Here is a 19,952-nt window from a genome sequence, read left to right as displayed (position 1 = left end):
TGGCCAGTGGTCGCACCTGGCGTGATGAACACAGGGGTTGGGGAAATCTTGAAGATAGGTCGTGTGCGCGGTACGGCTCTTGCCGCCGCGCTCGGCGTCGTGGCGGTGCTCGGCATCCAGGGTGTCGCGAACGGCACCGGCGCAGCCGACGGGGGCGAGGCGTCGCCGTACAGCGCCCGCGCCCGGGAGAAGGGTCCGGTCGAGGGGGAGCTGCACAAGCTCGCCCTCAAGCCGAAGGGCAGGGGAGAGGCCGTGCTCTCCCAGCAGGGCACCGAGCCGTTCGGGCTGCTCGGCGTCTCCTGGAGCGATCCGGAGGCCGAGGTGAAGGGCCGGATCGAGGCCCGCACCCGGGACGCCGACAGCGGCAAGTGGTCGAAGTGGGTCGTGCTGGAGCAGGCCGAGCCCGGCCTCGACGGCAAGCGCCCCGGCCTGCGCGGCGCCACCGAGCCGGTGTGGGTCGGCCCGTCCGACGGCGCCGAGGTACGCGTCATCGGCGGCGGCGGTGCCGAGCTGCCCGCCGGCATGGAGCTGAACCTCGTCGACCCGGGCGCCGGGGCCGCGAAGGCGAAGAAGAAGAGCGACCTGGGCCTCGGCCCGGCCGCCGTCGCGCTGCCCGCCGCCGACCCCGTGCCGCCGACGCCGGGACCGGCCTCGACGGCCCCGCGGCCGGACGTGGTCTCCCGCGTGCAGTGGGGCGCCGACGAGTCCCTGAACGACGAGGGCCCGGTCTACCTGCCCGCCGGCAAGATCAAGGCCGTGTTCGTGCACCACACGGCGGCCACCGCCCCGTACGAGTGCTCCGAGTCCGCGGCCATCGTCCGCGGTCTGCACGTCTACCACGTGAAGACCAACGGCTGGCGTGACCTCGGCTACAACTTCCTCGTCGACAAGTGCGGCAACCTCTTCGAGGGCCGCCAGGGCGGTATGGACCAGCCCGTCATGGGCGCGCACACCTACGGCTGGAACTCCGAGTCGACCAGCGTCTCCGTCCTCGGCGACTACACCTCCGCGGGCGCCTCGGCCGCGGCCCTGGACGGCATCTCCCGTATCGCGGCGTACAAGCTGGGCCAGTACGACGGCGACCTGGCCGGCACCACCACGCTGACCGCGGGCGACAACCAGACCAACTTCATGGGCAAGAGCTTCACCAAGGGCCAGACCTACGAGTTCAAGCAGCTCTCGGGCCACCGGGACGGCTTCAACACCCAGTGCCCGGGCAACTCGCTGTACCCGCAGCTGGAAGCGCTCCGCGGCACCGGCCCCGCGGCCCAGCTGAAGATCGCCTCGGTGAACGGGGCGCCGGCCGCGCCGGGCGCCACCCTGCCGAGCGGCGCGTACCTGACGGTCGACTGGACCACCAGCACGCCCAGCAACCGGATCAGCAAGTTCGAGCTGATCGTCGACGGCGAGTCCGTGGCCGTCACCGACGGCGCGGCCCGCCGGGCCTCGGCGGCGCTGACCGACGGCGGCCACCAGGTCCAGGTCCGCGCCACCGCCGCGAACGGCAAGGTCTCCACCGCCCTCGCGGTGACCGTGGCCGCGGAGGTCAAGGGCGCGAAGTTCGTCCCGCTGACCCCGAAGCGCCTGATGGACACCCGTACCGGCCTCGGCGTCGCTGCCGGTCCGGTCGGCGCCGGCAAGGTCGTCACCCTCCCGGTGGCCGCCGCCACAGGCGGCACGCCCACCGCGGTCGTGCTGAACGTGACCGCGACCAACCCGACCGAGCCCAGCTTCGTCTCGGTGTACCCGAGCGGCACCACCCGCTCCAGCGCCTCGAACCTGAACTTCACCCCGGGCCGCACCATCCCCAACCTGGTGGTCGTGCCGGTCTTCGACGGGAAGGTCAGCTTCTACAACAACCAGGGCAACGTCGACCTGATCGCCGACATCACCGGCTACTTCACCTCCACCGGTGACGGCGCCACGCAGACCAACTTCGGCCCGAAGCGCCTGATGGACACCCGTACGGGCACCGGCGTCCCGGCCGGCGCGGTCGGTACGGGCGGCGTCGTCACCCTGCCGGTCGCCGGCGTCGACGGCATCCCGGCCACCGGGGTCAAGGCCGTGGTCCTCAACGTGACCGCGACCAACCCGACGCAGCCCAGCTTCGTCTCGGTGTACCCGAGCGGCACCACCCGCTCCAGCGCCTCGAACCTGAACTTCACCCCCGGCCAGACCGTCCCCAACCTGGTGGTCGTCCCGGTCGTGGACGGGAAGGTCAGCTTCTACAACAACCAGGGCAGCGTCGACCTGATCGCCGACATCACCGGCTACTTCTCGGACAGCCCCGAGGGCGCCCTCCAGGCGAACTTCGGCCCGAAGCGCCTGATGGACACCCGCACCGGCCTCGGCGTCCGCCAGGGCCCGGTCACCGGCGGCGGCGTGGTCACCCTGCCCGTGGCGGGCGTCGGCGGCATCCCGGCCACCGGGGTCAAGGCCGTGGTGCTCAACGTGACCGCGACCAACCCGACCGAGTCGAGCTTCGTCTCGGTCTACCCGAGCGGCACCACCCGCACGAGCGCGTCGAACCTGAACTTCACCCGCGGCCTCACGATCCCCAACCTGGTGGTCGTCCCGGTCGTGGACGGCAAGGTCAGCTTCTTCAACAACTCCGGTTCCGTGGATCTCATCGCGGACATCACGGGCTACTTCAGCTCCTGAACCGGTAGCCGTTCCCACAGCCGAGGGGCCCCGCACACGAGGAGTGCGGGGCCTCTCGCGCTCGCGGACGGCGCCTACCGCATCCCCCGCACCCACCGCACCCACGGCATCCACGGCGAACCGAAGGCGAGGACTCGCGATCATGGCGAACGACAGGGACAACAGCGGGCCGGGCATCTCCGACGAGGAGTGGGCCCGGTTCCAGGAGCAGGCCGCGGCCGGAGCCGGCGGGGCGCCGCAGGAGCCCTCCGCGCGGGCCCGGATGGTCACCGAGCGGCTGCACGCCACCCAGGGCCAGGAACCGCCGGGCTGGCGCACCGCTCCCACCGCGCGGCCGCGCCGGGGCCCGGGACGGCTCAAGGCGGTGCTGGCCGTCGCGGCCATCGCGGGGCTGGCGCTGATAGCCGTACGCCCCGAGCTGGTGATCGACCGGATCACCGGGGAGGGGGAGGCCCGCCAGGAGGCCCGGAGCGCGGCGCCGCTGCCCGCCGAGCCCGGGCGGCCGGCCGGGCCCCCGCCCTCCCTGGCCCCCGACCGGCCGACCCTGGCCGAGCCCTTCCGCGGCTCCCCGGCCCTGCAGTGGGCCGACAACGCCGCCGGCATCGAACTGCCCGCGGCGGCGCCCGTCGCCGGGATGTCCGCCGAGCAGGTCGGAGACGCCCTCCAGAAGGCCCGGCAGTACCTGGTCGCGGCCAACCTGGACCCGGCCACCCTGCGCGGGGAGCGGCCCGCGGCGGCGATCGCGCTGCTCGACCCGCGCCAGCCGGACCTGATGAAGGACGTGGACCGGCACCTGAGCACGCCCACCGCCCAGGACACCCCGGTGACCTTCTTCACCCGCTTCGACCCGGCCCGGGTCAGGCCGGTCGGCGGGATCGTCAAGGTGCGCGGCAGCATGCGCGCCGAGCCGGGGGAGGCCGGGGAGCTGCTCGTGGTCGCGGACTACACCTTCGTGCACCCGGTGACCCGGGCCCAGGGCGGCAGCGACGTACAGCGGACCATCGTGCGCCGGCAGGTCACCCTGGCCGTACTGGACCCCGCGCGCTGGGACACCACCCCGGGCCGTCTCCAGCTGCGCGCCCACCACTCCGAATGGTCGAACGTCGAGTGCGAGACGGCCGACGGCTTCCTCCACCCGCAGTTCCCCGCGGACGCCGCCGCGGGCCCGCAGCAGACGGGGCCCGCGGTGGACCCGTACGACCGGAGCCGGGACATCAGCGGCGCGAAGGGCTGCGGAACGGCGACCCGCTCCTGACCGGGGGAGGGCCCCGCCGCGCGCCGCGCGCCGCGGTTTGACCACTCAGCGTGGCGGGGTATTCTCTTCGGCCCGATTGGCCAGGTACGTGCCTCGTATGGCAGACTACTCAAGTTGCTCGGCTGAGTGCCGATGCTGCGCGCCTCCCGCCGGGAGGACCGGAAGCGAGTCCCACAGTACTCGTCGTCCTTAATCTGCCCCTCGGGGCAGCAATGGGGACGGACGTACGGGAATCTTCTGGGAAGTGTCAGCACGGTGCCCACCAGGCACTCGGTGGGTGTTTCTCCCCCGATACGCGGTCTCAGGGACCGCACCCCCTTGGACGAGGGAATTTCCGTATGGGAATTTTCTGTAGAGGGAGTGCGACACGCCCGACCGCGTGGGTCGGAGAGAAGCGGCGGGATCCGTCCCGCGGCCGACCGAGGGCCAGAGCGTTTCCACACAGACAGGACTACGGAGTAGCCATGGCGGGACAGAAGATCCGCATCCGGCTCAAGGCCTACGACCACGAGGTCATCGACTCCTCGGCGAAGAAGATCGTCGAGACGGTGACCCGCACTGGTGCGTCGGTCGCGGGCCCGGTGCCGCTGCCCACTGAGAAGAACGTGTACTGCGTCATCAAGTCGCCGCACAAGTACAAGGACTCGCGCGAGCACTTCGAGATGCGCACGCACAAGCGCCTGATCGACATCCTCGACCCGACGCCCAAGACCGTTGACTCGCTGATGCGCCTGGACCTTCCGGCCGGCGTCGACATCGAGATCAAGCTCTGAGAGGCGTCGAGAAGATGGCAAAGCAGATCAAGGGCGTCCTGGGCGAGAAGCTCGGCATGACCCAGGTCTGGGACGAGAACAACCGTGTCGTCCCGGTCACCGTGGTCAAGGCCGGACCCTGCGTCGTTACCCAGGTCCGTACGAACGACATCGACGGCTACGAGTCGGTCCAGATCGCCTTCGGCGAGATCGACCCGCGCAAGGTGAACAAGCCCCTCAAGGGCCACTTCGCCAAGGCCGACGTCACCCCCCGCCGCCACCTGGTGGAGCTCCGCACCTCCGACGCCAGCGAGTACACGCTCGGCCAGGAGATCACTGCTGAGGTGTTCGAGTCCGGCGTCAAGGTCGACGTCACGGGCAACAGCAAGGGCAAGGGCTTCGCCGGTGTCATGAAGCGGCACAACTTCCGGGGCCTCGGCGCCGGTCACGGTGTGCAGCGCAAGCACCGCTCCCCCGGTTCGATCGGTGGCTGCGCCACCCCTGGGCGTGTCTTCAAGGGCATGCGCATGGCCGGTCGCATGGGTAACGAGCGCGTCACCACCCAGAACCTGACCATCCACGCGGTAGACGCGGAGAAGGGTCTGCTCCTCATCAAGGGCGCAGTTCCCGGTCCGAACGGCGGCCTCGTCCTGGTCCGTACCGCGGCCAAGGGGGCTTGAGGTTAATGAGCACCATTGACATCCTTTCGCCGGCAGGCGACAAGGCCGGTACCGTCGAGCTCCCCGCGGAGATCTTCGACGCGAAGACCAGCGTTCCGCTGATCCACCAGGTCGTCGTCGCCCAGCTGGCCGCTGCCCGTCAGGGCACGCACAAGACCAAGACCCGTGGCGAAGTCCGTGGTGGTGGCAAGAAGCCTTACCGCCAGAAGGGCACCGGCCGCGCCCGTCAGGGTTCGACCCGCGCTCCGCAGTTCGCCGGCGGTGGCGTCGTCCACGGCCCGCAGCCGCGTGACTACTCGCAGCGGACCCCCAAGAAGATGAAGGTCGCCGCCCTCCGCGGTGCCCTCTCGGACCGTGCGCGTCACTCCCGCATCCACGTCGTCACCGGCGTGGTCGAGGGTGCCGCCTCCACGAAGGCCGCCAAGACGCTGTTCGGCAAGATCTCGGAGCGCAAGAACCTGCTCCTGGTCGTCGAGCGTGCCGACGAGGCCGCGTGGCTGTCCGCCCGCAACCTGCCCCAGGTTCACATCCTGGAGCCGGGCCAGCTGAACACGTACGACGTGATCGTCTCTGACGACGTGGTCTTCACCCAGGCCGCGCTCGAGTCCTTCGTGTCTGGCCCCAAGGCCGACGAGACCGAAGGGAGCGACGCCTGATGTCTGAGGCGACCGTTACCAGCAAGACCTTCTCCGACCCGCGCGACCTGCTGATCAAGCCGGTCGTCTCGGAGAAGAGCTACGCGCTGCTGGACGAGAACAAGTACACGTTCATCGTCGCGCCCGGCGCCAACAAGACCCAGATCAAGCAGGCCGTCGAGGCGGTCTTCTCGGTCAAGGTCACCGGGGTCAACACGATCAACCGTCAGGGTAAGCGCAAGCGCACCAAGACCGGTTTCGGCAAGCGCGCCAACACCAAGCGCGCCATCGTGACCCTTGCCGAGGGCAACCGTATCGACATCTTCGGCGGCCAGACCTCCTGACGGAGGTCTAGTCGTCCGGAATCGGACGAGGACTGAGAAATGGGTATCCGCAAGTACAAGCCGACGACCCCGGGCCGTCGCGGCTCCAGCGTCGCCGACTTTGTCGAGATCACGCGGTCCACGCCGGAGAAGTCGCTGGTCCGCCCCCTGCACAGCAAGGGCGGCCGTAACAACACCGGTCGTGTGACCGTTCGCCACCAGGGTGGTGGCCACAAGCGCGCCTACCGCGTGATCGACTTCCGTCGTCACGACAAGGACGGCGTGCCGGCCAAGGTCGCGCACATCGAGTACGACCCCAACCGCACCGCGCGTATCGCGCTGCTGCACTACGCCGACGGCGAGAAGCGCTACATCATCGCGCCGCGCGGCCTGCAGCAGGGTGACCGGATCGAGAACGGCCCCACGGCCGACATCAAGCCGGGCAACAACCTCGCGCTGCGCAACATCCCGGTCGGTACGACCATCCACGCCATCGAGCTGCGTCCCGGCGGCGGTGCGAAGTTCGCCCGCTCCGCGGGTGCCTCCGTGCAGCTGCTCGCGAAGGAGGGCGTCATGGCCCACCTCCGCATGCCGTCCGGCGAGATCCGTCTCGTCGACGCCCGCTGCCGCGCCACGGTCGGCGAGGTCGGCAACGCCGAGCAGTCGAACATCAACTGGGGCAAGGCCGGCCGCATGCGCTGGAAGGGCGTCCGCCCGACCGTCCGCGGTGTCGCGATGAACCCGGTTGACCACCCGCACGGTGGTGGTGAGGGCAAGACCAGTGGTGGTCGCCACCCGGTCTCCCCGTGGGGTCAGAAGGAGGGTCGTACTCGCTCGCCGAAGAAGGCTTCGAGCAAGTACATCGTCCGCCGCCGCAAGACGAACAAGAAGCGCTAGGAGCGGGTTTAGATGCCGCGCAGTCTCAAGAAGGGGCCCTTCGTCGACGACCACCTCGTAAAGAAGGTGGACGTCCAGAACGAAGCCGGCACCAAGAACGTCATCAAGACCTGGTCCCGTCGCTCGATGATCATCCCCAGCATGCTGGGTCACACCATCGCGGTGCACAACGGCAAGACCCACGTCCCGGTGTTCGTCACCGAGTCGATGGTCGGCCACAAGCTCGGCGAGTTCTCGCCGACTCGCACCTTCCGCGGCCACGTCAAGGACGACCGGAAGTCGAAGCGCCGCTAAAGGCGGGGTGGTTACGACTATGACTTACACCGAAGGGACAACCATGGAAGCCAGGGCCCAGGCGCGGTACATCCGCGTCACGCCCATGAAGGCCCGCCGCGTGGTGGACCTCATCCGTGGCATGGATGCCACGGAGGCTCAGGCGGTCCTGCGTTTCGCCCCGCAGGCCGCGAGCGTGCCGGTCGGCAAGGTGCTGGACAGCGCCATTGCCAACGCCGCACACAACTACAACCACCCGGACGCCTCCACGCTGGTCATCAGCGAGGCGTACGTGGACGAGGGCCCGACCCTGAAGCGGTTCCGTCCGCGTGCCCAGGGCCGTGCCTACCGGATCCGCAAGCGGACCAGCCACATCACCGTGGTCGTCAGCAGCAAGGAAGGTTCCCGGTAATGGGCCAGAAGGTAAACCCGCACGGGTTCCGACTCGGCATCACCACCGACTTCAAGTCGCGTTGGTACGCCGACAAGCTGTACAAGGACTACGTCAAGGAAGACGTCGCCATCCGTCGGATGATGACGTCCGGCATGGAGCGCGCCGGCATCTCGAAGGTGGAGATCGAGCGCACCCGTGACCGCGTGCGTGTGGACATCCACACCGCTCGTCCCGGCATCGTCATCGGCCGCCGCGGCGCCGAGGCCGACCGCATCCGCGGTGACCTGGAGAAGCTGACCGGCAAGCAGGTCCAGCTGAACATCCTCGAGGTCAAGAACCCGGAGCTCGACGCTCAGCTGGTGGCCCAGGCCGTCGCCGAGCAGCTCTCCTCCCGCGTCTCCTTCCGCCGTGCCATGCGCAAGAGCATGCAGGGCACCATGAAGGCCGGCGCCAAGGGCATCAAGATCCAGTGCGGTGGCCGTCTCGGCGGCGCCGAGATGTCCCGCTCCGAGTTCTACCGCGAAGGCCGTGTGCCGCTGCACACCCTGCGCGCGAACGTGGACTACGGCTTCTTCGAGGCCAAGACCACCTTCGGCCGGATCGGCGTGAAGGTCTGGATCTACAAGGGCGACGTCAAGAACATCGCCGAGGTTCGCGCCGAGAACGCCGCGGCCCGTGCGGGTAACCGCCCGGCCCGTGGTGCCGGCGCTGGCGACCGTCCCGCCGGCCGTGGTGGCCGTGGTGGCGAGCGCGGCGGCCGCGGTGGCCGCAAGCCGCAGCAGGCTGCTGGTGCCGAGGCCCCCAAGGCCGACGCCCCCGCCGCCGCTCCGGCCGAGAGCACCGGAACGGAGGCCTGACCGACATGCTGATCCCTCGTAGGGTCAAGCACCGCAAGCAGCACCACCCGAAGCGCAGCGGTATGGCCAAGGGCGGTACTGAGGTCTCGTTCGGCGAGTACGGCATCCAGGCGCTCACCCCCGCCTACGTGACGAACCGCCAGATCGAGGCGGCTCGTATCGCGATGACCCGCCACATCAAGCGTGGCGGCAAGGTCTGGATCAACATCTACCCGGACCGCCCGCTGACGAAGAAGCCTGCCGAGACCCGCATGGGTTCCGGTAAGGGTTCCCCGGAGTGGTGGATCGCGAACGTGCACCCGGGCCGGGTCATGTTCGAGCTGTCCTACCCGAATGAAAAGATTGCGCGTGAGGCTCTGACTCGTGCGGCCCACAAGCTGCCGATGAAGTGCCGGATCGTCAAGCGCGAGGCAGGTGAGTCGTGATGGCGACGGGAACCAAGGCGTCCGAGCTCCGCGAGCTCGGCAACGAGGAGCTCGTTGCCAAGCTGCGCGAGGCCAAGGAGGAGCTGTTCAAGCTCCGTTTCCAGGCGGCCACCGGCCAGCTGGAGAACAACGGCCGGCTCAAGTCCGTCCGTAAGGACATCGCTCGCATCTACACCCTGATGCACGAGCGTGAGCTCGGTATCGAGACGGTGGAGAGCGCCTGATGAGCGAGAACAACGTGACTGAGAAGACCGAGCGCGGCTTCCGCAAGACCCGCGAGGGTCTGGTCGTCAGCGACAAGATGGACAAGACCGTCGTCGTCGCCGTCGAGGACCGCGTGAAGCACGCCCTGTACGGCAAGGTCATCCGCCGTACGAACAAGCTCAAGGCGCACGACGAGCAGAACGCTGCCGGCGTCGGCGACCGCGTCCTCATCATGGAGACGCGTCCGCTGTCGGCGAGCAAGCGCTGGCGCATCGTCGAGATCCTCGAGAAGGCCAAGTAAGCACTTGAAGGGGTAACCCTTCAGGTTCGTTCCGCCAGGCTCGGTCGGGGCCCTCGCCCTTCGCGGTGAGGCCCCGGCCGGGAACCGGCAGACAAACAGGAGATAGACGTGATCCAGCAGGAGTCGCGACTGCGTGTCGCCGACAACACTGGTGCCAAGGAGATCCTTTGCATCCGTGTTCTCGGTGGCTCCGGTCGCCGCTACGCGGGCATCGGTGACGTCATCGTCGCCACCGTCAAGGACGCGATCCCCGGCGGCAACGTGAAGAAGGGTGACGTCGTCAAGGCGGTCATCGTTCGCACCGTCAAGGAGCGCCGCCGCCAGGACGGCTCGTACATCCGCTTCGACGAGAACGCCGCCGTCATTCTGAAGAACGACGGCGACCCTCGCGGCACCCGTATCTTCGGCCCCGTCGGCCGTGAGCTGCGCGAGAAGAAGTTCATGAAGATCATCTCGCTCGCGCCGGAGGTGCTGTAAGCATGAAGATCAAGAAGGGCGACCTGGTCCAGGTCATCACCGGTAAGGACAAGGGCAAGCAGGGCAAGGTCATCGTCGCCTTCCCCGCCGAGAACCGTGTCCTGGTCGAGGGTGTCAACCGGGTCAAGAAGCACACCAAGGCCGGCCAGAACCAGGCGGGCGGCATCGTGATCACCGAGGCCCCCGTGCACGTCTCGAACGTGCAGCTGGTCGTGGAGAAGGACGGCAAGAAGGTCGTCACCCGCGTCGGTTACCGCTTCGACGACGAAGGCAACAAGATCCGCGTTGCCAAGCGCACGGGTGAGGACATCTGATGGCTACCACTCCGCGTCTGAAGACGAAGTACCGCGAGGAGATCGCGGGCAAGCTGCGTGAGGAGTTCTCCTACGAGAACGTCATGCAGATCCCCGGCCTCGTCAAGATCGTCGTGAACATGGGTGTCGGCGACGCCGCCCGTGACTCGAAGCTGATCGACGGTGCCATCCGCGACCTGACGACGATCACCGGCCAGAAGCCGGCCGTCACGAAGGCCCGCAAGTCCATCGCGCAGTTCAAGCTGCGTGAGGGTCAGCCGATCGGCTGCCACGTCACCCTCCGCGGTGACCGCATGTGGGAGTTCCTGGACCGTACGCTGTCGCTCGCGCTGCCGCGTATCCGTGACTTCCGCGGTCTGTCGCCGAAGCAGTTCGACGGCCGTGGCAACTACACCTTCGGTCTCACGGAGCAGGTCATGTTCCACGAGATCGACCAGGACAAGATCGACCGTACCCGGGGTATGGACATCACCGTGGTCACCACGGCGACCAACGACGCTGAGGGCCGCGCGCTCCTTCGTCACCTCGGCTTCCCCTTCAAGGAGGCGTAAGCGAGATGGCGAAGAAGGCTCTCATCGCGAAGGCTGCCCGTAAGCCCAAGTTCGGTGTGCGTGCGTACACCCGCTGCCAGCGCTGCGGTCGCCCCCACTCCGTGTACCGCAAGTTCGGCCTCTGCCGCGTGTGCCTCCGTGAGATGGCTCACCGTGGCGAGCTGCCGGGCGTGACCAAGAGCTCCTGGTAGACCCCACGCCCTTTGGGTGTTGAGGTATTCCAGACGCTCTCGGTAAGCATCAGGTCGGCGGACCGCCCTGCCCGCATGCCGTAGGCTTGTGGGGTTGGGCGTCCGCCGCCCTACCGACTTACTACGCCGTAGGTCCCCGTGCCGCACCCGTCCCGCCACTGAGTGGGGAGAGGGATGGCGCATACAGGAAACCCCGGCGAGAGAGGCCGAAGGCCACTTCATGACCATGACTGACCCCATCGCAGACATGCTCACGCGTCTGCGTAACGCTAACTCGGCGTACCACGACACCGTCGTGATGCCGCACAGCAAGATCAAGTCGCACATCGCGGAGATCCTCAAGCAGGAGGGTTTCATCACCGGCTGGAAGGTCGAGGACGCCGAGGTCGGCAAGAACCTCGTCCTCGAGCTGAAGTTCGGGCCGAACCGTGAGCGCTCCATCGCGGGCATCAAGCGGATCTCGAAGCCCGGTCTGCGCGTGTACGCGAAGTCCACCAACCTGCCGAAGGTCCTCGGCGGCCTGGGCGTGGCGATCATCTCCACGTCGCACGGTCTCCTGACCGGTCAGCAGGCAGGCAAGAAGGGCGTAGGTGGGGAAGTCCTCGCCTACGTCTGGTAGTCGGGAACGGAGGAAAAGCAATGTCGCGAATCGGCAAGCTCCCCATCCAGGTTCCCGCCGGTGTGGACGTCACCATCGATGGCCAGACGGTCAACGTGAAGGGCCCCAAGGGTTCCCTCGCGCACACCGTCAAGGCGCCCATCGCAGTTGTCAAGGACGAGGACGGCGTTCTGAACGTCACCCGTCCGAATGACGAGCGTCAGAACAAGGCCCTGCACGGCCTGTCCCGCACGCTGGTGGCGAACATGATCACCGGTGTGACCACGGGATACGTCAAGGCTCTCGAGATCAGCGGTGTCGGCTACCGCGTGGCCGCGAAGGGCTCCGACCTGGAGTTCCAGCTCGGCTACAGCCACCCGATCCTGGTGGAGGCGCCCGAGGGCATCTCCTTCAAGGTCGAGTCGCCGACGAAGTTCTCGGTCGAGGGCATCGACAAGCAGAAGGTCGGCGAGGTCGCCGCCAACATCCGCAAGCTGCGGAAGCCCGACCCGTACAAGGCCAAGGGTGTCAAGTACGCCGGCGAGGTCATCCGCCGCAAGGTCGGAAAGGCTGGTAAGTAGCCATGGCATACGGTGTGAAGATCGCCAAGGGCGACGCGTACAAGCGCGCTGCCAAGGCTCGCCGCCACATCCGCATCCGCAAGAACGTCTCGGGTACGGCGGAGCGTCCGCGCCTCGTCGTGACGCGTTCCAACCGCAACATCGTTGCGCAGGTCATCGACGACCTCCAGGGCCACACCCTGGCGTCCGCGTCGACCCTGGACGCTTCGATCCGCGGTGGCGAAGGCGACAAGAGCGCCCAGGCCCAGGCTGTCGGCGCGCTCGTCGCCGAGCGTGCCAAGGCCGCGGGTGTCGAGACCGTCGTGTTCGACCGCGGTGGCAACCGATACGCCGGGCGCATTGCCGCTCTGGCTGACGCCGCCCGCGAAGCCGGGCTGAAGTTCTAAGCCCCGGTTCCGGGACTCACGGACGTAACAGAGAGAGGTAATCCAATGGCTGGACCCCAGCGCCGCGGAAGCGGTGCCGGTGGCGGCGAGCGGCGGGACCGGAAGGGTCGCGACGGTGGCGCTGCCGCCGAGAAGACCGCTTACGTTGAGCGCGTTGTCGCGATCAACCGTGTCGCCAAGGTTGTCAAGGGTGGTCGTCGCTTCAGCTTCACCGCGCTCGTCGTGGTGGGTGACGGTGACGGCACCGTAGGTGTCGGTTACGGCAAGGCCAAGGAAGTTCCCGCGGCCATCGCCAAGGGCGTCGAGGAAGCCAAGAAGAACTTCTTCAAGGTTCCCCGCATCCAGGGCACCATCCCGCACCCGATCCAGGGCGAGAAGGCGGCCGGCGTTGTCCTGCTGAAGCCTGCTTCCCCCGGTACCGGTGTGATCGCCGGTGGCCCGGTGCGCGCCGTTCTGGAGTGCGCCGGCGTTCACGACATCCTGTCGAAGTCGCTCGGCTCCGACAACGCGATCAACATCGTGCACGCGACCGTGGAGGCCCTCAAGGGCCTGCAGCGTCCCGAGGAGATCGCGGCCCGCCGCGGTCTGCCGCTCGAGGACGTCGCCCCCGCGGCTCTCCTTCGTGCACGTGCCGGGGCGGGTGTCTGATGGCCCGCCTCAAGATCACGCAGACGAAGTCGTACATCGGCAGCAAGCAGAACCACCGCGACACGCTGCGTTCGCTCGGGCTCAAGCGCCTGAACGACGTCGTCGTCAAGGAGGACCGCCCCGAGTTCCGCGGAATGGTGCACACCGTCCGCCACCTCGTGACGGTTGAGGAGGTTGACTAATCATGGCTGAGAACAGCCCGCTGAAGGCTCACAACCTCCGTCCCGCCCCCGGTGCCAAGACCGCGAAGACCCGTGTCGGTCGTGGTGAGGCGTCGAAGGGTAAGACGGCTGGTCGTGGTACCAAGGGTACGAAGGCCCGCTACCAGGTTCCGCAGCGCTTCGAGGGTGGGCAGATGCCCCTCCACATGCGCCTGCCGAAGCTGAAGGGCTTCAAGAACCCGTTCCGCACCGAGTTCCAGGTTGTCAACCTGGACAAGCTCGGTGCCCTCTACCCCGAGGGTGGAGAGGTCACGGTGGCCGACCTGGTCGCCAAGGGCGCGGTTCGCAAGAACAGCCTCGTCAAGGTCCTGGGCCAGGGCGAGATCTCCGTGGCGCTGCAGGTTTCGGTTGACGCCGTCTCCGCCTCCGCCAAGGAGAAGATTGCCGCTGCCGGCGGCTCTGTCACCGAGCTCGTCTAAGACGATTTCTGTGGCTGAATAGCTCGAAACCCGACCGGGGATGCCTCACATATGGGGCATCCCCGGTTGGTCGTTCCACGGGAGGCACACTCGCCGGTAAGGTGGCGTGCACCTTTGCTTTGTCGTATACGTCGATCCCTCAGACCGTCACCTCTGACGCAGTAGCGCGGGGGTCGCAGGAGGCACCGTGCTCACCGCGTTCGCCCGGGCGTTCAAGACGCCCGACCTGCGCAAGAAGCTGCTCTTCACGCTCGGCATCATCGTGCTGTTCCGGCTCGGGTCCCACATCCCGGTACCCGGCGTGAGCTACAAGAACGTCCAGATCTGTGTGGACCAGGCCGGAAGCAGCAATGGGCTCTTCGGTCTCGTCAACATGTTCAGCGGCGGTGCGCTGCTGCAGATCACGATCTTCGCGCTCGGCATCATGCCGTACATCACGGCGAGCATCATCCTGCAGCTGCTGACCGTGGTCATCCCGAAGCTGGAGACCCTCAAGAAAGAGGGCCAGTCCGGCACGGCGAAGATCACGCAGTACACGCGCTATCTGACGGTCGCGCTCGCGATCCTCCAGGGCACCGGCCTCGTCGCCACCGCCCGGACCGGTGCCCTCTTCCAGGGCTGCCAGGTCGCCAGCCAGATCGTCCCCGACCGGTCGATCTTCACCACGGTCGTCATGGTGATCACCATGACCGCCGGTACCTGCGTCGTCATGTGGCTCGGCGAGCTCATCACCGACCGCGGCATCGGCAACGGCATGTCGATCCTCATGTTCATCTCGATCGCCGCCGGCTTCATCGGCGCCCTCTGGCAGATCAAGCTCCAGGGCAAGATCGCGGACGGCTGGGTCGAGTTCGGCGTCGTCATGCTGGTCGGCCTCGCGATGGTGGGCCTCGTGGTCTTCGTCGAGCAGGCGCAGCGCCGCATCCCGGTCCAGTACGCGAAGCGCATGATCGGCCGCCGCGCCTACGGCGGTACGTCGACCTACATCCCGCTCAAGGTGAACCAGGCGGGCATCATCCCCGTCATCTTCGCCTCGTCGCTGCTCTACATCCCGGCGCTGGTCGTGCAGTTCAGCGGGTCCACCGCGGGCTGGGCCACCTGGATCCAGAAGCACTTCGTCAAGGGCGACCACCCGTACTACATCGCGGTCTACTTCCTCCTGATCGTCTTCTTCGCGTTCTTCTACGTGGCGATCTCGTTCAACCCCGAGGAAGTTGCAGACAACATGAAGAAGTATGGTGGGTTCATCCCGGGCATCCGCGCCGGCCGGCCCACCGCCGAGTACCTGAGCTACGTGCTCAACCGGATCACCTGGCCGGGGTCGCTGTACCTGGGTCTCATCGCTCTTGTGCCGACGATGGCGTTGGCCGGCTTCGGAGCGAACCAGAACTTCCCGTTCGGCGGGACGAGCATCCTGATCATCGTGGGTGTGGGTCTGGAAACCGTGAAGCAGATCGAGAGCCAGCTCCAGCAGCGTAATTACGAAGGGTTCCTCCGCTGATGCGAATCGTCCTCGTCGGACCGCCCGGTGCCGGCAAGGGAACGCAGGCCGCGTTCCTCGCCAAGAACCTGTCGATCCCGCACATCTCCACGGGTGACCTGTTCCGGGCCAACATCAGCCAGGGCACCGAGCTGGGCCTGCGCGCCAAGGCGTTCATGGACGCCGGCGACCTCGTCCCCGACGAGATCACCATCGGCATGGCGAAGGACCGGATGGAGCAGCCCGACGCCGCCGGCGGCTTCCTGCTCGACGGCTTCCCGCGCAACGTCTCGCAGGCCGAGGCCCTGGACGTGATGCTCCAGGAGTCGGGCATGAAGCTCGACGCCGTCCTCGACCTGGAGGTCGAGGAGGACGAGGTCGTCAAGCGCATCGCGGGCCGCCGCGTCTGCCGCAACGAGTCCGCGCACGTCTTCCACGTCGTGTACGCCGCCCCCAAGACCGAGGGTGTCTGCGACCAGTGCGGCGGCGAGCTCTACCAGCGCGGTGACGACTCCGAGGCCACGGTCCGCAACCGGCTGGAGGTCTACCACACGCAGACCGAGCCGATCATCGACTACTACAAGGCCCAGGGCCTGCTGGTGACGATCCCCGCCCTCGGCGAGGTCGCGGACGTCACCAAGCGCGCCATGGACGCCCTGCAGAAGTAGCCGGCGGACGCCGGTCCCCAGCAGTACAGGTACGGCCGCGGTGTCCCCAGGGCATCGCGGCCGTACTGTTGAGAAGACCCGCATCAGAGGTGGAAGGCAGTTCCATGGTCCAGATCAAGACCCCCGAGCAGATCGCGAAGATGCGCGAGGCGGGGCTGGTCGTCGCCGCGATCCACGCGGCCACCCGTGAGGCGGCCGTACCGGGCGCCACGACGCGGGACCTGGACATGGTGGCCCGCAAGGTCATCGCGGACGCCGGCGCCAAGTCGAACTTCCTCGGCTACGGCGGCTTCCCCGCGACGATCTGCACCTCCGTGAACGACGTCGTCGTCCACGGCATCCCGGACGACAAGACGGTCCTCAACGACGGGGACATCATCTCGATCGACGCGGGCGCGATCGTGGACGGCTGGCACGGCGACGCCGCGTACACGGCCTTCGTGGGCACCGGTCACGCCCCGGAGCTGGTCGAGCTCTCCCGGGTCACCGAGGAGTCCATGTGGGCCGGTATCGCCGCCATGAAGCTGGGCAACCGGCTGGTGGACATCTCGAAGGCGATCGAGACGTACATCAAGCGCCAGCCGCGTCCCGTGACCGGTGAGCACAGCCGCGGCAAGTTCGGCATCATCGAGGACTACGGAGGCCACGGCATCGGGTCCGAGATGCACATGGACCCGCACCTGCTGAACTACGTCTCGCGCAAGCGGGGCAAGGGGATCAAGCTCGTCCCGGGCCTGTGCCTGGCGATCGAGCCGATGGTCTCCCTGGGCACCGCCCAGACGGAGGTACTCGCGGACGACTGGACGGTCATCACGACGGACGGCACCTGGTCCTCGCACTGGGAGCACTCCATCGCGCTGACCGAGGACGGCCCGATCGTCCTGACCAGCCCGGACTGCGGCAAGGCGAAGCTGGCGGAGTACGGGGTCACGACGGCCCCGGACCCCCTCGGTTAATGATCTAGACTCGTGGGCAAACTTTCCGGATTCGTCTTTCTGGGTGCCCTGACGTAGACTGACTCGTCGGCTCTCGTGCACTTCCATGTCCGCATGGCGCGCGAGGCCGATCAAGGTAGCCGATTCGAAAGGCGAAGCGTGGCCAAGAAGCAAGGTGCCATCGAAATCGAGGGCACCGTGATCGAGTCCCTCCCGAACGCCATGTTCAAGGTGGAACTCCAGAACGGTCACAAGGTCCTCGCGCACATCAGCGGCAAGATGCGTATGCACTACATCCGCATCCTGCCCGATGACCGGGTCGTCGTGGAGCTCTCTCCCTACGACCTGACGCGTGGCCGGATCGTCTACCGATACAAGTAGATCTTGCCCCCGCACCCCGCTCCGGCGCGGGTGGTGGCACTGACCCGGAGAACCTCACCCACATGAAGGTCAAGCCGAGCGTCAAGAAGATCTGCGACAAGTGCAAGGTGATCCGCCGTCACGGCCGGGTCATGGTCATCTGCGACAACCTGCGCCACAAGCAGCGCCAGGGCTGACGCACGCCGACCGACCTGCCTTACCGCAGTTCTTCGCGCGACGTAAGAAAACGTACATACGCAGAACCCGCCCAGCCCAGCGATGGGCCGGCGGCACCTCCGGCGGGGGCCGGGGACCCGGACGTACCACCACTCCATCCGGGGTGGTCGGCGGCCGGGGACGGTTCTGTGGAAGACCCCCGAACACACAGGAGCCATTGAATGGCACGCGTTTCCGGTGTTGACATCCCGCGCGAAAAGCGTGTGGAGATCGCACTCACCTACGTCTTCGGTATCGGGCGCACCCGGTCCAAGGAGATCCTCGCCTCCACCGGCGTGAACCCGAACACCCGCGTTCGTGACCTGGCCGAAGAGGACCTCGTCAAGATCCGCGAGTACGTGGACGCCAACCTCCGTACCGAGGGTGACCTCCGCCGCGAGATCCAGGGCGACATCCGCCGCAAGATCGAGATCCAGTGCTACCAGGGCATCCGCCACCGTCGTGGCCTGCCGGTGCACGGTCAGCGCACCAGCACGAACGCGCGTACCCGCAAGGGCCCGCGTCGCGCGATCGCCGGTAAGAAGAAGCCGGGCAAGAAGTAGTCCTGTTCAGCGGTCTTGCGCTGTAGGACCGACCACCTCCCGTAGGAGTAAGAGATGCCCCCCAAGGGTCGTCAGGGCGCTGCCAAGAAGGTGCGCCGCAAGGAAAAGAAGAACGTCGCTCACGGGCACGCCCACATCAAGAGCACGTTCAACAACACGATCGTCTCGATCACCGACCCCTCGGGCAACGTGATCTCCTGGGCCTCCGCCGGCCACGTCGGCTTCAAGGGCTCGCGCAAGTCCACCCCCTTCGCCGCGCAGATGGCCGCCGAGTCGGCCGCCCGCCGCGCGCAGGAGCACGGCATGCGCAAGGTCGACGTCTTCGTCAAGGGTCCCGGCTCCGGCCGTGAGACCGCGATCCGCTCCCTGCAGGCCACGGGCCTGGAGGTCGGTTCGATCCAGGACGTCACCCCCACCCCGCACAACGGCTGCCGCCCCCCCAAGCGTCGTCGCGTCTGACGCAGCGGGCGCACCTGTGCGTCTCTGAGTGTCCGGGCGGTACGACCCCTCCGGGGGGCGTGCCGCCCGTACCCTTGCAGTACCCAGCAGTGTCCGTCGGGCGTCAAATAGTGGGCGTCCACGACTGAAGGAACACAGACATGCTTATCGCTCAGCGTCCTTCGCTGACCGAAGAGGTCGTCGACGAGTACCGCTCGCGGTTCGTGATCGAGCCGCTGGAGCCGGGCTTCGGTTACACCCTCGGCAACTCCCTGCGCCGTACCCTCCTGTCCTCCATCCCGGGTGCCGCTGTCACCAGCATCCGCGTGGACGGCGTCCTGCACGAGTTCACCACCGTGCCGGGCGTCAAGGAAGACGTCACGGACATCATCCTCAACATCAAGCAGCTGGTCGTCTCCTCGGAGCACGACGAGCCGGTCGTGATGTACCTGCGCAAGCAGGGTCCCGGCCTGGTCACCGCTGCTGACATCGCGCCCCCGGCCGGTGTCGAGGTGCACAACCCGGACCTGGTCCTCGCCACGCTCAACGGCAAGGGCAAGCTGGAGATGGAGCTGACCGTCGAGCGCGGTCGCGGCTACGTCTCCGCCGTCCAGAACAAGCAGCTGGGCCAGGAGATCGGCCGTATCCCGGTCGACTCCATCTACAGCCCGGTCCTCAAGGTCACCTACAAGGTCGAGGCGACCCGAGTCGAGCAGCGCACCGACTTCGACAAGCTGATCGTCGACGTCGAGACCAAGCAGGCCATGCGCCCGCGTGACGCCATGGCGTCCGCCGGCAAGACCCTGGTCGAGCTGTTCGGTCTGGCGCGCGAGCTCAACATCGACGCCGAGGGCATCGACATGGGCCCGTCCCCGACGGACGCCGCCCTGGCCGCCGACCTGGCGCTGCCGATCGAGGAGCTGGAGCTCACCGTTCGGTCGTACAACTGCCTCAAGCGCGAGGGCATCCACTCCGTGGGTGAGCTCGTCGCCCGCTCCGAGGCCGACCTGCTCGACATCCGCAACTTCGGTGCGAAGTCGATCGACGAGGTCAAGGCGAAGCTGGCCGGCATGGGCCTGGCCCTCAAGGACAGCCCGCCCGGATTCGACCCGACCGCCGCTGCCGACGCCTTCGGCGCCGACGACGACGCGGACGCCGGTTTCGTCGAGACCGAGCAGTACTAGCAAGACTTTCCCGGGGCGGCCGCCCCGGGGGAACTGACACCGGTACCTGACACGGCCGGTGCAGA

30 protein-coding genes and 1 pseudogene are annotated in these 19,952 nt (G+C 67.5%); all 31 read left to right on the top strand.

The window, feature by feature from the left end; translation table 11 throughout:
* The first annotated feature begins 48 nt into the window (after positions 1-48).
* The 31 genes and pseudogenes from ABZ873_RS10015 to ABZ873_RS09865 all read left to right on the top strand — a co-directional run bounded on the left by ABZ873_RS10015 (position 49) and on the right by ABZ873_RS09865 (position 19,887).
* A complete protein-coding gene (locus ABZ873_RS10015; protein WP_360867990.1) occupies positions 49-2,661 on the top strand; it encodes a peptidoglycan recognition protein in 2,613 nt (870 codons plus the stop codon).
* A 142-nt stretch (positions 2,662-2,803) separates the two neighbouring features.
* Positions 2,804-3,916 (top strand): hypothetical protein, encoded by a 1,113-nt coding sequence (locus ABZ873_RS10010; protein WP_360867987.1) that lies wholly within the window; start codon positions 2,804-2,806, stop codon positions 3,914-3,916.
* 464 nt (positions 3,917-4,380) lie between these two features.
* Positions 4,381-4,689, top strand: a complete 309-nt coding sequence (rpsJ, locus tag ABZ873_RS10005; RefSeq protein WP_003948644.1) for a 30S ribosomal protein S10 — start codon at positions 4,381-4,383, stop codon at positions 4,687-4,689.
* A gap of 14 nt (positions 4,690-4,703) precedes the next feature.
* Positions 4,704-5,348 (top strand): 50S ribosomal protein L3, encoded by a 645-nt coding sequence (gene rplC, locus ABZ873_RS10000; RefSeq protein ID WP_007265899.1) that lies wholly within the window; start codon positions 4,704-4,706, stop codon positions 5,346-5,348.
* A 5-nt stretch (positions 5,349-5,353) separates the two neighbouring features.
* Entirely contained in the window at positions 5,354-6,004 is a 651-nt protein-coding gene (gene rplD / locus ABZ873_RS09995; RefSeq protein WP_030026322.1) for a 50S ribosomal protein L4, read from the top strand.
* 20 nt (positions 6,005-6,024) lie between these two features.
* Positions 6,025-6,327: pseudogene (gene rplW, locus ABZ873_RS09990) on the top strand (50S ribosomal protein L23); the annotation flags it as partial.
* Between the two features lie 39 nt (positions 6,328-6,366).
* Positions 6,367-7,203: a 50S ribosomal protein L2 gene (rplB, locus tag ABZ873_RS09985; RefSeq protein WP_007265902.1), complete on the top strand. Its 837-nt coding sequence runs from the start codon at positions 6,367-6,369 to the stop codon at positions 7,201-7,203.
* Between the two features lie 12 nt (positions 7,204-7,215).
* On the top strand, positions 7,216-7,497 hold the full coding sequence (gene rpsS / locus ABZ873_RS09980; RefSeq protein WP_008739713.1) for a 30S ribosomal protein S19: 282 nt from the start codon (positions 7,216-7,218) through the stop codon (positions 7,495-7,497).
* 43 nt (positions 7,498-7,540) lie between these two features.
* Positions 7,541-7,888: a 50S ribosomal protein L22 gene (gene rplV, locus ABZ873_RS09975; protein WP_007265904.1), complete on the top strand. Its 348-nt coding sequence runs from the start codon at positions 7,541-7,543 to the stop codon at positions 7,886-7,888.
* Complete coding sequence (rpsC, locus tag ABZ873_RS09970) at positions 7,888-8,727, top strand: 30S ribosomal protein S3 (protein ID WP_007265905.1); 840 nt, start codon at positions 7,888-7,890, stop codon at positions 8,725-8,727. Before rplV ends, rpsC begins: the two co-directional genes overlap by 1 nt.
* Positions 8,728-8,732: 5 nt before the next feature.
* Positions 8,733-9,152 carry a 50S ribosomal protein L16 gene (gene rplP / locus ABZ873_RS09965; RefSeq protein ID WP_007265906.1) on the top strand — a complete coding sequence of 140 codons (420 nt, stop codon included), beginning with the start codon at positions 8,733-8,735 and terminating at the stop codon, positions 9,150-9,152.
* Positions 9,152-9,376 carry a 50S ribosomal protein L29 gene (rpmC, locus tag ABZ873_RS09960; protein WP_079429299.1) on the top strand — a complete coding sequence of 75 codons (225 nt, stop codon included), beginning with the start codon at positions 9,152-9,154 and terminating at the stop codon, positions 9,374-9,376. Before rplP ends, rpmC begins: the two co-directional genes overlap by 1 nt.
* Entirely contained in the window at positions 9,376-9,657 is a 282-nt protein-coding gene (rpsQ, locus tag ABZ873_RS09955) for a 30S ribosomal protein S17 (RefSeq protein ID WP_030008467.1), read from the top strand. The genes rpmC and rpsQ overlap by 1 nt, the downstream gene beginning before the upstream one ends.
* Before the next feature lie 108 nt (positions 9,658-9,765).
* Positions 9,766-10,134, top strand: coding sequence for a 50S ribosomal protein L14 (rplN, locus tag ABZ873_RS09950; protein ID WP_003956455.1), 369 nt, complete (start codon positions 9,766-9,768; stop codon positions 10,132-10,134).
* A 2-nt stretch (positions 10,135-10,136) separates the two neighbouring features.
* Positions 10,137-10,448, top strand: coding sequence for a 50S ribosomal protein L24 (rplX, locus tag ABZ873_RS09945; protein ID WP_030026329.1), 312 nt, complete (start codon positions 10,137-10,139; stop codon positions 10,446-10,448).
* Positions 10,448-10,999, top strand: coding sequence for a 50S ribosomal protein L5 (gene rplE / locus ABZ873_RS09940; protein WP_030026331.1), 552 nt, complete (start codon positions 10,448-10,450; stop codon positions 10,997-10,999). Before rplX ends, rplE begins: the two co-directional genes overlap by 1 nt.
* Before the next feature lie 5 nt (positions 11,000-11,004).
* Positions 11,005-11,190: a type Z 30S ribosomal protein S14 gene (locus tag ABZ873_RS09935; protein ID WP_003956452.1), complete on the top strand. Its 186-nt coding sequence runs from the start codon at positions 11,005-11,007 to the stop codon at positions 11,188-11,190.
* A 220-nt stretch (positions 11,191-11,410) separates the two neighbouring features.
* The gene (rpsH, locus tag ABZ873_RS09930; RefSeq protein WP_007265911.1) at positions 11,411-11,809 is read left to right on the top strand and encodes a 30S ribosomal protein S8; all 399 of its coding nucleotides are present in this window, start codon (positions 11,411-11,413) and stop codon (positions 11,807-11,809) included.
* Between the two features lie 20 nt (positions 11,810-11,829).
* The gene (rplF, locus tag ABZ873_RS09925; protein WP_030773832.1) at positions 11,830-12,369 is read left to right on the top strand and encodes a 50S ribosomal protein L6; all 540 of its coding nucleotides are present in this window, start codon (positions 11,830-11,832) and stop codon (positions 12,367-12,369) included.
* 2 nt (positions 12,370-12,371) lie between these two features.
* Positions 12,372-12,755, top strand: a complete 384-nt coding sequence (rplR, locus tag ABZ873_RS09920) for a 50S ribosomal protein L18 (RefSeq protein WP_030026334.1) — start codon at positions 12,372-12,374, stop codon at positions 12,753-12,755.
* 45 nt (positions 12,756-12,800) lie between these two features.
* Positions 12,801-13,403, top strand: coding sequence for a 30S ribosomal protein S5 (gene rpsE, locus ABZ873_RS09915; RefSeq protein ID WP_007265914.1), 603 nt, complete (start codon positions 12,801-12,803; stop codon positions 13,401-13,403).
* Complete coding sequence (rpmD, locus tag ABZ873_RS09910) at positions 13,403-13,585, top strand: 50S ribosomal protein L30 (RefSeq protein WP_005313525.1); 183 nt, start codon at positions 13,403-13,405, stop codon at positions 13,583-13,585. The genes rpsE and rpmD overlap by 1 nt, the downstream gene beginning before the upstream one ends.
* 2 nt (positions 13,586-13,587) lie before the next feature.
* On the top strand, positions 13,588-14,043 hold the full coding sequence (gene rplO, locus ABZ873_RS09905; protein WP_360867974.1) for a 50S ribosomal protein L15: 456 nt from the start codon (positions 13,588-13,590) through the stop codon (positions 14,041-14,043).
* 187 nt (positions 14,044-14,230) lie between these two features.
* A complete protein-coding gene (gene secY / locus ABZ873_RS09900; protein ID WP_360867971.1) occupies positions 14,231-15,544 on the top strand; it encodes a preprotein translocase subunit SecY in 1,314 nt (437 codons plus the stop codon).
* On the top strand, positions 15,544-16,191 hold the full coding sequence (locus ABZ873_RS09895; protein WP_031152742.1) for an adenylate kinase: 648 nt from the start codon (positions 15,544-15,546) through the stop codon (positions 16,189-16,191). Before secY ends, ABZ873_RS09895 begins: the two co-directional genes overlap by 1 nt.
* Before the next feature lie 104 nt (positions 16,192-16,295).
* Entirely contained in the window at positions 16,296-17,147 is an 852-nt protein-coding gene (gene map, locus ABZ873_RS09890; protein ID WP_360867967.1) for a type I methionyl aminopeptidase, read from the top strand.
* Positions 17,148-17,285: 138 nt separating this feature from the next.
* Complete coding sequence (infA, locus tag ABZ873_RS09885; protein ID WP_003956442.1) at positions 17,286-17,507, top strand: translation initiation factor IF-1; 222 nt, start codon at positions 17,286-17,288, stop codon at positions 17,505-17,507.
* Positions 17,508-17,569: 62 nt separating this feature from the next.
* The gene (gene rpmJ, locus ABZ873_RS09880) at positions 17,570-17,683 is read left to right on the top strand and encodes a 50S ribosomal protein L36 (protein ID WP_003956441.1); all 114 of its coding nucleotides are present in this window, start codon (positions 17,570-17,572) and stop codon (positions 17,681-17,683) included.
* Between the two features lie 201 nt (positions 17,684-17,884).
* Positions 17,885-18,265: a 30S ribosomal protein S13 gene (gene rpsM, locus ABZ873_RS09875; RefSeq protein WP_007265919.1), complete on the top strand. Its 381-nt coding sequence runs from the start codon at positions 17,885-17,887 to the stop codon at positions 18,263-18,265.
* Between the two features lie 54 nt (positions 18,266-18,319).
* Positions 18,320-18,724 (top strand): 30S ribosomal protein S11, encoded by a 405-nt coding sequence (gene rpsK / locus ABZ873_RS09870; protein WP_003956432.1) that lies wholly within the window; start codon positions 18,320-18,322, stop codon positions 18,722-18,724.
* A gap of 140 nt (positions 18,725-18,864) precedes the next feature.
* On the top strand, positions 18,865-19,887 hold the full coding sequence (locus ABZ873_RS09865) for a DNA-directed RNA polymerase subunit alpha (RefSeq protein ID WP_007265920.1): 1,023 nt from the start codon (positions 18,865-18,867) through the stop codon (positions 19,885-19,887).
* Positions 19,888-19,952 lie beyond the last annotated feature (65 nt).

The organism is Streptomyces sp. NPDC047014 (assembly GCF_040644195.1).
Taxonomy (GTDB): Bacteria; Actinomycetota; Actinomycetes; order Streptomycetales; family Streptomycetaceae; genus Streptomyces.
This window is presented reverse-complemented; position numbering and strand designations above follow the sequence as displayed.

Coding starts and splice junctions, on each gene's coding strand:
- ABZ873_RS10010 (WP_360867987.1), top strand. CDS start 2,804: ATGGCGAACGACAGGGACAACAGCGGGCCGGGCATCTCCGACGAGGAG.
- rpsJ (WP_003948644.1), top strand. CDS start 4,381: ATGGCGGGACAGAAGATCCGCATCCGGCTCAAGGCCTACGACCACGAG.
- rplC (WP_007265899.1), top strand. CDS start 4,704: ATGGCAAAGCAGATCAAGGGCGTCCTGGGCGAGAAGCTCGGCATGACC.
- rplD (WP_030026322.1), top strand. CDS start 5,354: ATGAGCACCATTGACATCCTTTCGCCGGCAGGCGACAAGGCCGGTACC.
- rplB (WP_007265902.1), top strand. CDS start 6,367: ATGGGTATCCGCAAGTACAAGCCGACGACCCCGGGCCGTCGCGGCTCC.
- rpsS (WP_008739713.1), top strand. CDS start 7,216: ATGCCGCGCAGTCTCAAGAAGGGGCCCTTCGTCGACGACCACCTCGTA.
- rplV (WP_007265904.1), top strand. CDS start 7,541: ATGGAAGCCAGGGCCCAGGCGCGGTACATCCGCGTCACGCCCATGAAG.
- rpsC (WP_007265905.1), top strand. CDS start 7,888: ATGGGCCAGAAGGTAAACCCGCACGGGTTCCGACTCGGCATCACCACC.
- rplP (WP_007265906.1), top strand. CDS start 8,733: ATGCTGATCCCTCGTAGGGTCAAGCACCGCAAGCAGCACCACCCGAAG.
- rpmC (WP_079429299.1), top strand. CDS start 9,152: ATGGCGACGGGAACCAAGGCGTCCGAGCTCCGCGAGCTCGGCAACGAG.
- rpsQ (WP_030008467.1), top strand. CDS start 9,376: ATGAGCGAGAACAACGTGACTGAGAAGACCGAGCGCGGCTTCCGCAAG.
- rplX (WP_030026329.1), top strand. CDS start 10,137: ATGAAGATCAAGAAGGGCGACCTGGTCCAGGTCATCACCGGTAAGGAC.
- rplE (WP_030026331.1), top strand. CDS start 10,448: ATGGCTACCACTCCGCGTCTGAAGACGAAGTACCGCGAGGAGATCGCG.
- ABZ873_RS09935 (WP_003956452.1), top strand. CDS start 11,005: ATGGCGAAGAAGGCTCTCATCGCGAAGGCTGCCCGTAAGCCCAAGTTC.
- rpsH (WP_007265911.1), top strand. CDS start 11,411: ATGACCATGACTGACCCCATCGCAGACATGCTCACGCGTCTGCGTAAC.
- rplF (WP_030773832.1), top strand. CDS start 11,830: ATGTCGCGAATCGGCAAGCTCCCCATCCAGGTTCCCGCCGGTGTGGAC.
- rplR (WP_030026334.1), top strand. CDS start 12,372: ATGGCATACGGTGTGAAGATCGCCAAGGGCGACGCGTACAAGCGCGCT.
- rpsE (WP_007265914.1), top strand. CDS start 12,801: ATGGCTGGACCCCAGCGCCGCGGAAGCGGTGCCGGTGGCGGCGAGCGG.
- rpmD (WP_005313525.1), top strand. CDS start 13,403: ATGGCCCGCCTCAAGATCACGCAGACGAAGTCGTACATCGGCAGCAAG.
- rplO (WP_360867974.1), top strand. CDS start 13,588: ATGGCTGAGAACAGCCCGCTGAAGGCTCACAACCTCCGTCCCGCCCCC.
- ABZ873_RS09895 (WP_031152742.1), top strand. CDS start 15,544: ATGCGAATCGTCCTCGTCGGACCGCCCGGTGCCGGCAAGGGAACGCAG.
- map (WP_360867967.1), top strand. CDS start 16,296: ATGGTCCAGATCAAGACCCCCGAGCAGATCGCGAAGATGCGCGAGGCG.
- rpmJ (WP_003956441.1), top strand. CDS start 17,570: ATGAAGGTCAAGCCGAGCGTCAAGAAGATCTGCGACAAGTGCAAGGTG.
- rpsM (WP_007265919.1), top strand. CDS start 17,885: ATGGCACGCGTTTCCGGTGTTGACATCCCGCGCGAAAAGCGTGTGGAG.
- rpsK (WP_003956432.1), top strand. CDS start 18,320: ATGCCCCCCAAGGGTCGTCAGGGCGCTGCCAAGAAGGTGCGCCGCAAG.
- ABZ873_RS09865 (WP_007265920.1), top strand. CDS start 18,865: ATGCTTATCGCTCAGCGTCCTTCGCTGACCGAAGAGGTCGTCGACGAG.